Here is a 14,000-nt window from a genome sequence, read left to right as displayed (position 1 = left end):
ATCGATAATTCGGAACGGAATGGGTATATGCACCGAGTTGCATAGTACGTCGAGTATCAATTAGTCTCGCCGCATGGCCCTCGAGCACGCGCTGCTGGTGTCGCTGACCGAGCGAGCCGGTTCGGGCTATGAGCTGGCGCGCCGATTCGACAAATCCATCGGCTTCTTCTGGAACGCCACACATCAACAGATCTATCGCGTCCTCAAACGCATGGAGGAACGCGGCTGGGTCGTCGGCGAGACCGTCCCCCAGGAAGGCCGCCCCGACAAGAAGGTCTACACCGTCGGTCCCAGCGGCCACGCCGAACTCTCCCGCTGGATCTCCGCACCCACCGAGGACGACGCCGCCTTCCAGCGCAGCGAACTCGGCATCAAGATCCGCGCCGCCGCACACGGCGACCTGCCCGCACTGTGCACCGAGATCGCCCGGCACCGCGACAATCACGCCGGTCGGCTCGAGCTGTACCGGCAGATCGAGAAGCGGGATTTCCCCGCGCCCGCACAACTCAGCGGCCCCGCCCTGCACCAGTATCTGGTGCTGCGCGGCGGCATCCGGGTGGAGACGGGCTTCGTCGAATGGTGTGACGAGGTCCTGGAAGCACTCGTACACAGCCTCTCTCCGGATCCGCGGAACAGCCCGAATTCCGCGGTGCTACAACAGGATTCCGTCTCCGAAAGGTGAAATCCATGACCGCGAATCCCGCGGCGGCCGCATCGGTCAACCCGTATCCGCATCTGTTCGAACCGCTCGAGCTGGGCTCGCTCACGCTGCGCAACCGGGTGGTGATGGGCTCGATGCACACCGGGCTCGAGGACCGGGCGTGGGATACCAATCGCCTGGCCGCCTATTTCGCCGAACGGGCGCGCGGCGGCGTGGGTCTGATCATCACCGGCGGATACGCACCCAATCGAGAGGGCTGGCTGCTGCCCTTCGGCGCGAAACTCACCAACCGGACCGAGGCGTACCGGCATCGCGCGATCACCCGGGCGGTACACGCCGAGGGCGGCCGGATCGCCCTGCAGATCCTGCACGCCGGACGATATGCCTATGTGCCGTTCAGTGTTTCGGCCTCCTCGATCAAGGCGCCGATCAATCCGTTCCGGCCGCGCAAGCTGTCCGGCAAGGGCGTCGAGCGCACCGTCGCGGACTACGTGCGTTGTGCGGAGCTGGCGAAATTCGCCGGATACGACGGCGTCGAGGTGATGGGCGGCGAGGGTTATCTGATCAACCAGTTCCTCGCCCCGCGCACCAACAAGCGCACCGATCGCTGGGGCGGATCACCGGAGAACCGCCGCCGGTTCCCGATCGAGATCGTGCGGCGCATTCGCGCGGCCGTCGGGCCGGACTTCCTGATCGTCTTCCGGCTGTCCATGGCCGAATTCGTCGAGCACGGCCAGACCGAACACGAGATCCTCGCGCTGGCAACAGAATTGGAAGCCGCCGGGGCCAGCATCATCAATACCGACATCGGCTGGCACGAGGCGCGGGTGCCGACCATCGTCACCTCGGTGCCGCGTGCGGCGTTCGTCGAGTTCACCGCGAAGATCACAGCGCGAGTGGATATTCCGGTGTGCGCGTCGAACCGGATCAATATGCCCGAGACCGCCGAGGAGATCCTCACCCGGGGCGATGCCGACCTGATCTCGATGGCGCGCCCGCTGCTGGCCGATCCGGACTGGGCGAACAAGGCCCGCCAGACCCGCGAGGACGAGATCAACACCTGCATCGCGTGCAATCAGGCCTGCCTGGACCACGCCTTCGTCCACAAGACCGTGTCCTGTCTGCTGAATCCCCGAGCCGGGCACGAGACCGAGCTGCGGTTGCTGCCCACCCGGCGGATGCGCCGGATCGCCGTCGTCGGCGCGGGCCCGGCCGGGCTCTCGGCCGCGGTGAGCCTGGCCGAACGCGGGCACAAGGTGGATCTGTTCGAGGCCGAGAACAAGATCGGCGGACAGTTCGACATCGCCCGGCGCATTCCGGGCAAGGAGGAGTTCAACGAGACGATCCGCTATTTCACGCGGAAGCTGGAGGTCACCGGGGTTCGGGTGTTCCTGAATCGCCGGGTCGAGGCGGCCGAGCTGATCGAGGGGCGGTACGACGAGGTGGTGCTGGCCACCGGTGTGCGCCCGCGCATCCCGGATATCACCGGTATCGACCATCCGAAGGTGCTCACCTACGCTGAACTGGTGCGTGAGGAGAAGCCGGTCGGCAAGAAGGTCGCGGTCATCGGTGCGGGCGGAATCGGTTACGACGTCAGCGAATTCCTCACCGTCGACGGTCACCCCGCGCTGAAGCTGGACGAGTGGATGCAGGAATGGGGCGTCACCGCGGCGGATCCGGACGCGCCCGGCCAGCTCGTCACCGCCCGTCCCTCCCCCGCGACCAGAGAAGTCGTTCTGCTGCAACGTAAATCGGGATCGTTCGGGAAGAGCCTGGGCAAGACCACCGGGTGGGTGCACCGCGCCGCGGTCAAGGCCAAGGGCGTCGAGCAGATCGGCGGCGTGAACTACGAGCGCATCGACGATCGCGGGCTGCACATCAGCTTCGGGGAACAGCGATCCCGTCCGACCGTCATCGACTGCGACAACGTGATCCTCTGCGCCGGACAGGAATCCGTGCGCGAGCTGGTCGAGCCGCTGCGAGCCGCGGGTGTGCGCATCCACCTGATCGGCGGCGCGGACGTGGCCGCCGAACTCGACGCCAAACGGGCGATCGATCAGGGCACTAGGCTGGCGGCGGGGATCTGATGGGCATGCTCACCCGCCTCGGCATGCCCGGGGATGAGAAGGCGTGGACCGCACTGGGTTTCACGGTCTCCGACGGAGGCTTCCTGATCGGCGGCATCAGTTGCACGATCGACACGCGGCCGAGTTGGGGGTTCGACGGGGCCATCGCCGATCCTGAGCTGCTCGGCATTCCGGAGCTGCTGTCCGGCGACCGGGACGAATTGCCCGACGACATAACGCATCCCAACGCGGTCAGCTTCATCGACCACGTCGTGTACTGGGTCCCCGATCTGGACGAGGCCGTCGCCGCACTCACCGCGGTGCTGGGCGAGGGACCCCGCCGACGTTTCCGCCCACGCGGCCCGCAGGGCCCCGAAATGGCCTTCTTCCGCCCGGGGACGACCGTGCTGGAGGTCGTCGCCTCCGGCAAACCGGCCAGCCTGCCCGGAATCGCCTTCGGCACACGCGATCTCGACGCCACCGTGGCCGCCGTGCGCGCCGCCGACGGGCCCATCAGCGACCCCAAGCCCGCCGTCCAGGGCGGTCGGATAGCCAGTGCCTGGTCCGGCCACCTGAACTGGGGCATCGCGTTCTACGAACCCGCACCTCGCTGATGCCGGACGACGACCGGGCCATCGGTCCGAGCCGAATACGGCGAGCAGTCGGTTTCCACCGCGTCAGGCCCGGTACACGGGCTCCCGGGTGCGCTCGTGGGCGTGGATCTCGGGACAGCCGGTAGGCTCCCCGGCGTGAGTCTTCCCGCACCCACTTCAGACAATCGTGCCGTCGTCACCGGAGCCTCCTCGGGGATCGGCACCGCGCTGGCCGAGGAGCTGGCCCGACGCGGCTATTCGGTGATCCTGATCGCCCGGCGCGGCGATTTGCTCGCCGAACTGTCCCAGCGACTGTCCGACCGGTACGGCGTCACCGCCGAGGTGCGCGCGGTGGATCTGTCCGATCGCGAGCAGCGCGCCCCGCTCTCGGCCGAACTCGCCTCCCGCGACATCGCGATCCTGTGCAACAACGCCGGGGTCGCGACGTTCGGGCCGGTCGCGGAACTGGACCTGGACTTCGAGCGCTCGGTGATGGAGCTCAACGCCGTCGCGGTGCACGATCTGACCCTCGCGGTGCTGCCGGGCATGTTGCAGCGGCGCAGCGGCGGCATCCTGATCACCGGATCCGCGGCGGGCAACATGCCCATCCCCAACAACGCCACCTACGCGGCCAGCAAGGCGTTCACCAACAGCTTCTCCGAATCGCTGCGCGGCGAGCTGACCGGCAGCGGCATCAACGTCACGCTGCTGGCGCCCGGCCCGGTCCGCACCGACAATCCGGATCAGGACGAGGTCGGCAGCAAGGTCCCCGATTTCATCTGGGTCACCGCCGCCTACACCGCGAAGATCTCCATCGACGCACTCGACCGCAACAAGATGCGCGTGGTTCCGGGCCTGATCAGCAAGGGTATGAGCGTCGCGGGGCAGTACTCGCCGCGTGCGCTGACCGCGCCGATCGTGGGTGCCTTCTACAAGAAGCTGGGCGGGTAGGCCGCACTTTCCCGAGCGACAGGTCGGGTAGGTCACATTCGGCGTCAGCAGCGCGTCAAGATCGCGCCGCAGCTGGTCAAGGGCGCGTAATCGCGTGATTCTGCCGAGTGTGCACGGCGTAATCCTGACAGTGGCCCCGCACCACAGGAGAAAGCGGGGAAAACACAGGAGAAGCCGTGACGCTGCTCGAGATCTTCCCGTCGCTGCGGTCGGGAATGTTGTCCCCGCGTCTGGACGCGACCATCTGGCCGTGCGAGACGCATTACGACGATCTGGGCCGGATCACCATCGGTGGAGTGGCACTGGCCGATATCGCCGATCAGTACGGCACCCCGGTCTACGTCCTGGACGAGTCCGAGGTGCGACGGCGCTGCCGGGCGTACCGCAAGTACTTCCCGGACGCCGAGATCATCTACGCGGCAAAGGCTCTGCTGACCAAGTCGGTGGCCACCTGGGTCGCCGAGGAGGGCCTGTCGGTCGACGTGTGCTCGGGCGGTGAACTCGCCATCGCCCTGGCCGCCGGCGTGGACCCGCAGCGAATTGTGTTGCACGGCAGTGGGAAACCGTTCGCGGAACTGGAGGCCGCGGTACATGCGGGCGTGGGCCGGATCGTGGTCGATTCGATCACCGAGATCACCCTGCTGGCCGCGGTGGCCACCCGGCCGCAGCAGGTGCTGCTGCGGCTGTCCCCCGATATCGATGTGCACGGCCATCCGTCGGTGCGAACCGGTGTGGCGGACCAGAAATTCGGCTTCCCGCTCGGCAGCGTCGCTGCGGTCGACGCGATCGACCGCATCATGCGTCAGCCCATGCTCGAACTGGTCGGCCTGCACTGCCATCTCGGTTCGCAGATCCACGATCCCGATTTCTACGGTGAGGCCGTGCGCCGTCTGATCGCCGAAATGTCCCGTGTGCGAGCAGAATACGGCCGAACGCTCCCGCAACTCGATCTCGGTGGCGGCCATGCGGTCGCCTACCGGTGCGGCGACGCGGAGATGAATCTGCCCGAACTCGCCGATATCGTCGAGGATGCCCTCGACGCGGCCTGCGCGCTGAATCACGTTCCGCGGCCGCGGATCTCGCTGGAACCCGGCCGCGCCATCGTCGCGCGCGCCGGGGTGACGCTGTACCGGGTGATGGCGGTCAAACATGTCGAGGGCGGGCACACCTTCGTCATCGCCGACGGCGGCATGAACGACAATCCGCGCGTGGCCCTCTACGGCGCGCGGTACGACGCGGTCGTCGCCAATCGCCATCCCACCGGCCCGCACATGACCGCGACCGTCGCCGGACGTTATTGCGAGGCAGGCGATATCCTCGCCGCCGACGTCAGCCTGCCCGCGGACCTGCGTCCCGGCGAAGTGCTGGCCGTCCCCTGCACCGGCGCCTACCACCACAGCCTGGCCTCCACCTACAACGGCGTGGGCCGCCCGCCGATCATCTCGGTCCGCAACGGCCGCTGCCACGAGCAGATCCGTCGCGAGACCCCGGCTGACCTGTTGGCCAGGGATCTCGGCTAACGCGTCGCCGCACTACCAGATTTCGGTGCAGTACAGAGTATTTCATCACTTCGGCTCGCACGGCGACCGCGAGCAGATCTGCTGTGGGCCCGGTCGAGTTGCTCGTCCGGATTGCTTTGGCCGCACTGCCCGAATGCAGCGCACGGCTTTCGCCGCCGTCCACAACGATTGCAGCGGTTCGCCGCAAGCCCGGACGATCTCTCGGAACGACCGCGCCGCGATACCGGAAGTCAGTGCAGTGCACGGGATTTCATCATGCCGGTCAACCGGCGCAGTTGGGCCGCGAGTTCGATCCGCTCTTCGGGCTCGAACACGGCCAAACCGTGCATCTGCGCCTCGCGCCGCAGACCGCGCAACGTGGACATCCGCTGCAGGCCGAGGTCGGTCAGTTCGATCAGCACGCGCCGCTCGTCCTGCACTGCGCGGGTGCGGGTGACCACGCCTTTGGCTTCGAGCTGTTTGAGCGTGCGTGTCGCGGTCGGCACGCTGACGCCCGCCGCGGAGGCCAGCGCGCCGACCGGCAGTCCGCCGATCGGCTGCCCGGCCTCGTCGACGAGCGGTTCGAGCAGCGCCTGCTGGGAGATCGAGAGCAGATCGTGGCCGAAGGCGCTGGCGCGGGCCTGACGGATGGCCAGAAACAGCGCGTCGATGGCGCGCGCCAGCTCCTCGATGCCGTCCTTGTCGTCCGCGGTCACGGGTGTTAGCCTAGCAGTCTAATTGTTAGCAAGCTAATATTTAGCTTGACAATCTGACCCGTGACGACGCATCCACAGACGAGGGAGTCCGGTAATGACCGATTCCGCACGCATCGACGTCCACCAGCACATCCTTCCGCCGAGCTATCGGCGCACCCTGATCGATCGGAACCCGGAGGGCTGGCCGCTGCCCGAATGGTCGCCGGGCAGCGCCATCGCGGCGATGGACGAGAACGAGATCACCACCGGTGTGCTGTCCATCAGCGCGCCGGGCACGCACTTCGGCGATGACGCTCGCGCCCGCGAAACAGCCCGTGCCGGAAATGAATTCACCGCGGAGCTGGTCAAGGACCGACCCGACCGCTTCGGCCTGTTCGCGAGCCTGCCGCTGCCGGACGTGGACGGCGCGCTGGCCGAGGTGGCCTACGCGTTCGACACGCTGCATGCCGACGGTGTCACGCTCATGACCAATGCGGGCGGACGTTATCTCGGCGATCCCGCATTCGAGCCGCTGTGGGCCGAACTGGATGCCCGCGCGGCCGTGGTCTTCGTCCACCCGACCGAATCGGAGCTGCCGGCGCTGCCCGGCATCGTGGCGCCGATCGTCGACTTCCCGTTCGACACCACCCGCACCGCGGTGCAGATGGCCACCTCCCGGGTGCTGTCCCGGCATCCGCGAGTGAAGGTGATCCTGTCGCACGCCGGGGGCGCGCTACCCTTCCTCGCCTACCGGATCGCGCTGACCGCACCACTGATCGGTGACGGCAGGGATCCCGAGGAAATCCTGGCCGAACTGCGACGCTTCTACCTCGACACGGCCCTGGCCACCAGCCCTGCCTCCCTGCCCTCGCTTCGGGAGTTCGCCGATCCGACGCACATCCTCTACGGCAGCGACGGGCCCTTCGCTCCGGCCACATCCGTGGCCCGCAACGACGAATACCTGGACCACTACGACGCCTGGCCCGAAGGCGATCTGCACGCGATCAACCGTGGCAACGCCGAAACACTGTTCCCGCGACTGGCTGCCTGACGGCGGTCGGTCATCTACCGTCAGCGTTTGCGGGTGCCGAACAGGCTGCGGCTGATCTCCTTGGACGCGGCGTTCGCCGCCGAGCGCAGGAAACTCTTGACCGCCGGATTGCTCATGATGCGTTCGGCGGCGGACGGCTCGTCGCGTGCCGGACGTTCACGACTCGGAGTCGACTCCGGCTCCGGGGCGGGTTGTGCGGCAGCGACTTTCGCGGCAAGGATCTCGTAGGCGGATTCACGGTCGATGGTCCGGCCGTACTTGCCGAACAGGGCGCTCGACTGCGCGTGCGAGCGAATCGCGTCGGTACCGATGGTGTTCATCAGCGAGCGCGGCGGGCGCAGACGTGACCATGCCACAGGGGTGGGCGCACCCACTTCCGACAGCACCGTCACGATCGCCTCGCCGATGCCGAGCGAGGTAAGCGCCTTCTCCAGGTCGTAGGCCGCGGTCTTCGGATAGGTGCGCACCGTTTTGGACAGCGCCTTCTGATCGTCCGGGGTGAACGCGCGCAGGGCGTGCTGGATGCGCGCACCGAGCTGTGAGAGCACCGGATTCGGTATGTCCGTGGGCAATTGGGTGCAGAAGAAGACGCCGACGCCCTTGGAGCGGATCAATTTCACCGTCTGCTCGACCTGTTCCAGGAACGCCTTGGACGCGTCGGCGAACAGCAGGTGCGCCTCGTCGAAGATGAACACGAGCTTGGGCTCGTCGATATCGCCGATCTCGGGCAGCGTCTGGAACAGATCGGCCAGCACCCACATCAGGAAGGTGGAGAACAGCACCGGGCGGGCGGACTGCGCACCCAGCTCGAACAGTGTGATCACGCCCTGCCCGTCCACGGTGCGCAGCAGATCGGCCGGATCCAGTTCCGGCTCACCGAAGAACGTGTCACCGCCCTCCCCCTCGAGGTTGACCAGTGCGCGCAGGATCACCCCCGCCGTCGCCGCGGACACCCCGCCGATGCCCTGCAGGTCCGACTTCCCCTCGGGACTGGTCAGATGCTGGATCACCGACCGCAGATCCTTCAGATCCAGCAGCGCCAGGCCCTGCTTGTCGGCCCAGTGGAAGATCAGCCCGAGCGTGGATTCCTGAGTTTCGTTGAGCCCCAGCACCTTACTCAGCAGCACTGGACCGAAGGAGGTGATCGTGGCCCGGATCGGCAAGCCCACCCCTTCGGTGCCCAGCGAGACGAACTCGGTGGGGAATCCGCTCGGCTCCCATTGCGTGTCACCGGTTTCCGCGGCGCGGGCGAGGAGTTTGTCACTCGACGCTCCCGGCTGCGACAGGCCCGACAGATCACCCTTCACATCGGCCAGCACCACCGGAACACCCGCGGCGGAGAGCTGTTCGGCGATCCCCTGCAGCGTCTTGGTCTTACCGGTTCCGGTCGCTCCGGCGATGAGCCCGTGCCGATTCATCGTCCGCATCGGAATACGCACGCGCGCATCTGAATCCACCACGCCGTCGATCAGCACCGCACCCAGTTCCAGGCTCGCGCCCTCGAACGCGTATCCGGCGGCGATCTCCCGGGCGGCCGCGGATCCGGTTCCCGCCGAGGAACTTTCGGCCGCCTCCGGCGAATTCACCGCACCTGCCGCCGAATCCGCGGCCTGCGCCGATTCGGCCGCAGCCGCTTCCCGCTCGGCGGCCTCGGCCTCCGCCGCCGCCTCGGCCGCGATCCGCGCTGCCTCTTGCGCCGCCTTGCGCGCGGCTGCCGCTTTCTCCGCCGGTGTCGTCATCGCCGATCCTCCGTCTGCTCTGCTAACTGACCGCCAACACTGCCGTTCGCTTCGACCAAGCACGGATACTGCGAAGACAGTATCGCCGATGACTTCCACCGAAAGACACACCATCGATCGGCAATCTCACCGCAACCAGATTTCGACGGCACGACGCCACGGATTCGGGTCGCCGTGCGGGGAGAAAACGGAGCGAACACCCCGAAATACCGCCCGGCCGGGGCACGGCTGCCGGTTACGGGGCTAATGTGACCAGGTGTCCGACAAACTTGTGGTGTGGATGGATTGTGAGATGACCGGCCTGCGGCTGGACAGCGACAAGCTGATCGAAGTGGCCGCGCTGGTCACCGACAGCGACCTCAACGTCCTCGGAGAGGGTGTGGACATCGTCATCCACGCCGACGACGAGGCGCTGGCCGCGATGCCCCCCGTCGTCCAGGAGATGCACGCGCGTTCCGGGCTGACCGAGGAGGTGCGCAATTCCACGGTCACCATGGCCGAAGCCGAACAGGCGATCATGGACTACATCACCGAGTTCGCGCCTACCCCCGGCACCGTCCCGCTGGCCGGCAACTCCATCGCCACCGACCGAGGCTTCCTCGCCCGCGATATGCCCGCCCTGGACGCACACCTGCACTACCGCATGATCGACGTCAGCTCGATCAAGGAACTCTGCCGCCGCTGGTACCCGCGCATCTACTTCGGCCAGCCCGAGAAGGGCCTGTCGCACCGCGCCCTCGCCGACATCCAGGAATCCATCCGCGAACTCGAGTACTACCGCCGCACCGCGTTCGTCGCCGCCCCCGGCCCCTCCACCTCGGAGATCGCCACGATCGCCGCCCGGCTCGGCCCCGCCGGAAAAAGCCCAGCGTAAGTCACCGATTAGGTCTCACACCGGGGTACGCGTTAGTATCTACCGCGCCGGTTGTTACCGGCATGGTGGCTGTAGTTCAGCTGGTAGAGCACCAGGTTGTGATCCTGGGTGTCGCGGGTTCGAGTCCCGTCAGCCACCCCGCGAGGGGCAGGTTAGGGATTTTTCCCGGGCCTGCCCCTTCTTCGTGATTCGAGCATTTCCAACGCTATGCCAACTTTTCGGCCGCGCCGCCGGGTGTGGCCGAGAAGTATGCGTTGAGTACGTCGCGGTTGTCCGGTACCTCGGACGCTCGGTCGACGTAGTGCTGAGCAGTCACCCGTGAGCCCGCCGTGTGGTTGAGCTGACGTCCAGCAGCATCGATACCTTTGGCATCCGCTGTCGCGGTCGCCACCGTCTTACGGTATGCGCCAAGCGTCACGTCGGCGAAGTCGGTGCCCCGGGCCGACCGCCATGACCTGTTGAAATTATTCGGGCTCTTCACCCGCCCATTTCTGGCCGTGAAGATCAACCCCTCGCTCGGCCGTCCCGCCTCGTCCCATCGGCGATGCAGCACCTTCACCGCGAACCACGGCAGCAATACCGTGTACGCCTTGTCGTCACCGACTTTCAGCCACGATTGCCGCACCCACCCTTGCCCCTTGATCGGCACCACCGTGCCAGAGATTGTCAGTCGTACCTCAGGGCCGTCCTGATACTCCTTGTCGAGCCGCCACTGCCCCGTGTCGAAGTCCAGGCCCTCAACCTCCTCCCACAAGAACGCGAACACCTCGTGTGGACGCACACCGCCCGACCCTGCGGCCATGTCCATCACATCCAGCAGTTCCTGCGCATTGCGTCTCGGACCGAACGTATATGCGGGCGTACCCGGGATTTCCTCACCACGCCCCCACCGCTCTACTTGTGCGCGCAGCGCCTGAAGTCGTTCCCACGCCTGGGCTTTCGGCTTGGCACGCCTACGCCGCATCGCACGCTTGTTGACCCCGTTGACCGGATTGTCGCCCTTGATCGCACCGTGCCGCTTACACAGATCCAAGGTCTCGCCGATAATTGTCTTGTGCCACCGAGCTTTTCGCTTCTGACCGCGCATCGCGATCGAGGTGAGGTAAGCATCGAGCACCGGAGTGTCCAGTTCCCGGATCCTGTAGTGCCCCAAGCTCGGCCGGATTTTGATCGCTTCCGGATCCGCGCGCTTGTCGTCCGACTTCTCGATCTGACGCCTGTACCCATCGATGGTCTGCTGAGCCATCGTCTCATCGAGTTCCAACTCAGCGATGTACTTATCGAGCGCCACACTGAAACGCGTTTCCGACGTCAGACGCCCTTCCTTCGACGCCCTGGCAGGTGCTTGGCGAGCATTCAGTTTCCGCCGCAGCTTCGCACGAGCCTTCGGCTCTGTCACGTCCCAGGCGTCGACAGGGCGACTCACACCGTCGGTATCCCGATATGTGGTCCAGGCGCGAGCCTTCTTGTCGGCTGGAAAGTATCTACTGCCGATCGTGCCGTACTGGCCGATCTCGAGACCGACTTGAGGCACCGGCAACTCCTTCTGATCACCGAGCGTCGAGTTGTGCTGTCTCCCACTCGAGGTAGTCCTTCACCGGATAGCGGACCCTCCCGCCCTCGATATGGACAAACCGCGGCCCCTTCGGCGGCACCGTCGCCGCCCAATTCCTGAGCGTCTTCTCCGAAAGCTTCAGCCGTCGAGCAACCTCAGCACGTGTGAAGACCTGATCTGCATCTGTGGTGCACACGACGAATCTCCTTGAAACAGTGCAGGGTTGACAAGCGCCATACCGTTAGCCGCCAGATAGCTCAATGGGCCTTGCGCACATTGATGCTCCGAAGAGCTTGCACAGCAACGGCTCTCGCCGCCCCTTGCCGGGGCAGCAACACCTGCGCGTCGGCTAGCCGGTTCCATCCTCCAAGGTCCATGATCTTCTCAAAATCGCAAAGATCAAGACCGGCGCATGAGGCAATTTGCGTCAATTTCCTGGTTCTTGCGATGGATTTGTTACCACCCATTTTCCCAACACACTCGGGTGCCGATAAATCAATGAGCAGGCCGCACCATGGTGGAATGACAGGTGCCCCAGACCATCCCAACAACGGCACGCAACCAGCTGGTGCACCAGGAGGTGTATCCAACAATGGCAATGCGCCTGTAATAGCAACAGACGGCCTTCGACCAGACACATCGTCGCAACTTCCGGATGAGGACAGGACGGCTATCGCCTGCCAGCGGACGTACACGGTGAGCGTCGGCGCGCGAGCGCTACACAAGTCGGAAGGTTGGTATCTCCGTCAGCTCAAGCATGGGCATCTCCCAGGTCATAAAGCCGGAAGAACATGGTTCCTGACAGCCAGCGACATCATCGCTGCGCTGGAACGCACCGCAGTGGAGCCACCTCCGCACCGCACCTCGGTCGAACAGGTATCTGGACCCGTTGCCCCAGTGGCCAGTTCCCGTAGCGGTCGGCGTCGTAAGCGACAGCGACGACTATCAACACCTCGACCGCATGAACTCCCGTAATGCTCGCCGACGGCATTACGGGCGATGCGCGCCCCGGAAGGAGACCGCCGGGTTCCCCAACCCGCCTTCCGGGACGTGCGCACTTCCACGACATCGCCGCCACTACTGGGAATCGACACGGCAAGATCCGGCCCACAGATTGGCCGCAGCCGTTGTCCGAGCCCTAACCCCGCTCCAGGCGGCACCCCTCACATCCAGTCACCCGAGCCAATCGCACTGGAAGACAGGCAGAGACCGTTCACTCCACTGCCGGTACGTCGCCAGCGGGGAGGTCAATTCCAACGTCGCCGATTAACGGCAACGTATGGTTCCACCTGCGTCCCCCGCTCGGAGCAGGGCCTCCTGCAGGCCGCTCGAGCACAACGCGCGTGCGACGCCCCCTCCGCTCGGCGCGAAGGTGGCCGCGGGCTACGGCGGGGCCGGTTGTTCTCGTCAGCCCGCACGGTTTCCTTCCGTTCAAAGGCACCACACACGCAAGGGCCTTGTGTCAGGCCTTCGCGCCGGAGTGAAAGTCCCAGCTGACCGCGCCGGAGGACGACGCGGGTGTTTGATAGATTGCACAACTTATGGGATCGACAGTGCCCTGGTGGGGAGCCGGCGTCTTCACGCTCGCTGGGGCGGCGTTGGCATTTCTGGGGGCACAATGGCAAAGCTGGCGTACCGAGCGAGCGCAACGTCGTCGGCTCTCACGTGACCAGAAGGTCACCGCTTATCTGCTACTGATCGAGGCGGGACGAAGGCTGGCCGTAACTGCGGTGTGGCCGACGGATGACTCCTCCGTCGGGAACCCAGAAGATCAACTCGACAGCCTCACGGGTCTCGCTGAGCAGGTGGCCTTCTACGGCCCTCCACGCGTCAATGCGGCCGTCGATACACTACTGACGACCGCGGCACGGCATCGGGACACGATCGTCGGTATACGGGCGGACAGTAAGCGCGCCCACGGCGACGGCATCGATCAACGTCTTCGTCCGAAATACGAGGAATCCGTGACCGCTTTGCGCGGTGCCGTGGACGACTTCGTACGGACCTGTCGAAAAGACTTGGAAATCGAAGGCCGGTATCGCTCCATCTCGAATCACAAGAACCAGGAAAAGAGCCCGTACAATGACAGCAGGGCGGGCGATTCCTGAGAATCTGCGCCGAAATGGACTGCACCACAGTATGATTCGGTCCAGCAGCCAGCAGCCAGCAGCCAGCAGCCAGCAGCCAGCAGCCAGCAGCCAGCAGCCAGCAGCCAGCAGCCAGCAGCCAGCAGCCAGCAGCCAGCAGCCAGCAGCCAGCAGCCAGCAGCCATGACGAGGTGGGGCGGTGAGTTCCCCTTGGGCCACCGTTGCGTAC

At 65.7% G+C, this 14,000-nt stretch carries 12 protein-coding genes and 1 tRNA gene; 9 read left to right on the top strand and 4 right to left on the bottom strand.

Annotated elements, in window-relative coordinates; all coding sequences use genetic code 11:
- The first annotated feature begins 73 nt into the window (after positions 1-73).
- From K7711_RS16885 to lysA, 5 genes are all read left to right on the top strand, one after another.
- Positions 74-682 (top strand): PadR family transcriptional regulator, encoded by a 609-nt coding sequence (locus K7711_RS16885; RefSeq protein ID WP_222970403.1) that lies wholly within the window; start codon positions 74-76, stop codon positions 680-682.
- A 5-nt stretch (positions 683-687) separates the two neighbouring features.
- Positions 688-2,748, top strand: a complete 2,061-nt coding sequence (locus K7711_RS16880; RefSeq protein WP_222970402.1) for an NADPH-dependent 2,4-dienoyl-CoA reductase — start codon at positions 688-690, stop codon at positions 2,746-2,748.
- Positions 2,748-3,341 (top strand): VOC family protein, encoded by a 594-nt coding sequence (locus tag K7711_RS16875; protein ID WP_222970401.1) that lies wholly within the window; start codon positions 2,748-2,750, stop codon positions 3,339-3,341. The genes K7711_RS16880 and K7711_RS16875 overlap by 1 nt, the downstream gene beginning before the upstream one ends.
- 135 nt (positions 3,342-3,476) lie before the next feature.
- Complete coding sequence (gene cmrA, locus K7711_RS16870; protein WP_222970400.1) at positions 3,477-4,271, top strand: mycolate reductase; 795 nt, start codon at positions 3,477-3,479, stop codon at positions 4,269-4,271.
- Positions 4,272-4,447: 176 nt separating this feature from the next.
- Positions 4,448-5,791 (top strand): diaminopimelate decarboxylase, encoded by a 1,344-nt coding sequence (gene lysA / locus K7711_RS16865; protein WP_222970399.1) that lies wholly within the window; start codon positions 4,448-4,450, stop codon positions 5,789-5,791.
- A gap of 230 nt (positions 5,792-6,021) precedes the next feature.
- Here the strand turns inward: lysA and K7711_RS16860 are convergent, their stop codons facing one another.
- Positions 6,022-6,486, bottom strand: coding sequence for a MarR family winged helix-turn-helix transcriptional regulator (locus tag K7711_RS16860; RefSeq protein ID WP_308014789.1), 465 nt, complete (start codon positions 6,484-6,486; stop codon positions 6,022-6,024).
- A 94-nt stretch (positions 6,487-6,580) separates the two neighbouring features.
- On the opposite strand from K7711_RS16860, the gene K7711_RS16855 reads away from it, so the two are divergent.
- A complete protein-coding gene (locus tag K7711_RS16855; RefSeq protein ID WP_222970398.1) occupies positions 6,581-7,516 on the top strand; it encodes an amidohydrolase family protein in 936 nt (311 codons plus the stop codon).
- Positions 7,517-7,536: 20 nt separating this feature from the next.
- Here K7711_RS16855 and K7711_RS16850 read toward each other — a convergent pair whose 3' ends face one another.
- Positions 7,537-9,255: a helicase HerA-like domain-containing protein gene (locus tag K7711_RS16850; RefSeq protein WP_222970397.1), complete on the bottom strand. Its 1,719-nt coding sequence runs from the start codon at positions 9,253-9,255 to the stop codon at positions 7,537-7,539.
- A 256-nt stretch (positions 9,256-9,511) separates the two neighbouring features.
- On the opposite strand from K7711_RS16850, the gene orn reads away from it, so the two are divergent.
- Both orn and K7711_RS16840 read left to right on the top strand, forming a co-directional pair.
- Positions 9,512-10,129, top strand: a complete 618-nt coding sequence (gene orn, locus K7711_RS16845) for an oligoribonuclease (RefSeq protein WP_222970396.1) — start codon at positions 9,512-9,514, stop codon at positions 10,127-10,129.
- 65 nt (positions 10,130-10,194) lie between these two features.
- Positions 10,195-10,267: transfer RNA gene (locus tag K7711_RS16840), tRNA-His, on the top strand.
- A 67-nt stretch (positions 10,268-10,334) separates the two neighbouring features.
- On the opposite strand, the gene K7711_RS16835 is transcribed toward K7711_RS16840, so the two are convergent.
- On the bottom strand, positions 10,335-11,663 hold the full coding sequence (locus K7711_RS16835; protein ID WP_222970395.1) for a site-specific integrase: 1,329 nt from the start codon (positions 11,661-11,663) through the stop codon (positions 10,335-10,337).
- Between the two features lie 16 nt (positions 11,664-11,679).
- On the bottom strand, positions 11,680-11,880 hold the full coding sequence (locus K7711_RS16830; protein WP_222970394.1) for a helix-turn-helix transcriptional regulator: 201 nt from the start codon (positions 11,878-11,880) through the stop codon (positions 11,680-11,682).
- 1,345 nt (positions 11,881-13,225) lie between these two features.
- On the opposite strand from K7711_RS16830, the gene K7711_RS16825 reads away from it, so the two are divergent.
- Complete coding sequence (locus tag K7711_RS16825; protein WP_222970393.1) at positions 13,226-13,792, top strand: hypothetical protein; 567 nt, start codon at positions 13,226-13,228, stop codon at positions 13,790-13,792.
- The last annotated feature ends 208 nt before the right edge of the window (positions 13,793-14,000 follow it).

The sequence above is a fragment of the Nocardia coffeae genome (genome assembly GCF_019890715.1).
GTDB lineage: Bacteria > Actinomycetota > Actinomycetes > Mycobacteriales > Mycobacteriaceae > Nocardia > Nocardia jiangxiensis.
Note: the sequence above shows the minus strand (reverse complement) of the source record. Positions and strands in the feature narration are given on the sequence as shown.

Coding starts and splice junctions, on each gene's coding strand:
- K7711_RS16855 (WP_222970398.1), top strand. CDS start 6,581: ATGACCGATTCCGCACGCATCGACGTCCACCAGCACATCCTTCCGCCG.
- K7711_RS16880 (WP_222970402.1), top strand. CDS start 688: ATGACCGCGAATCCCGCGGCGGCCGCATCGGTCAACCCGTATCCGCAT.
- K7711_RS16885 (WP_222970403.1), top strand. CDS start 74: ATGGCCCTCGAGCACGCGCTGCTGGTGTCGCTGACCGAGCGAGCCGGT.
- K7711_RS16825 (WP_222970393.1), top strand. CDS start 13,226: ATGGGATCGACAGTGCCCTGGTGGGGAGCCGGCGTCTTCACGCTCGCT.
- K7711_RS16875 (WP_222970401.1), top strand. CDS start 2,748: ATGGGCATGCTCACCCGCCTCGGCATGCCCGGGGATGAGAAGGCGTGG.
- K7711_RS16850 (WP_222970397.1), bottom strand. CDS start 9,255: ATGACGACACCGGCGGAGAAAGCGGCAGCCGCGCGCAAGGCGGCGCAA.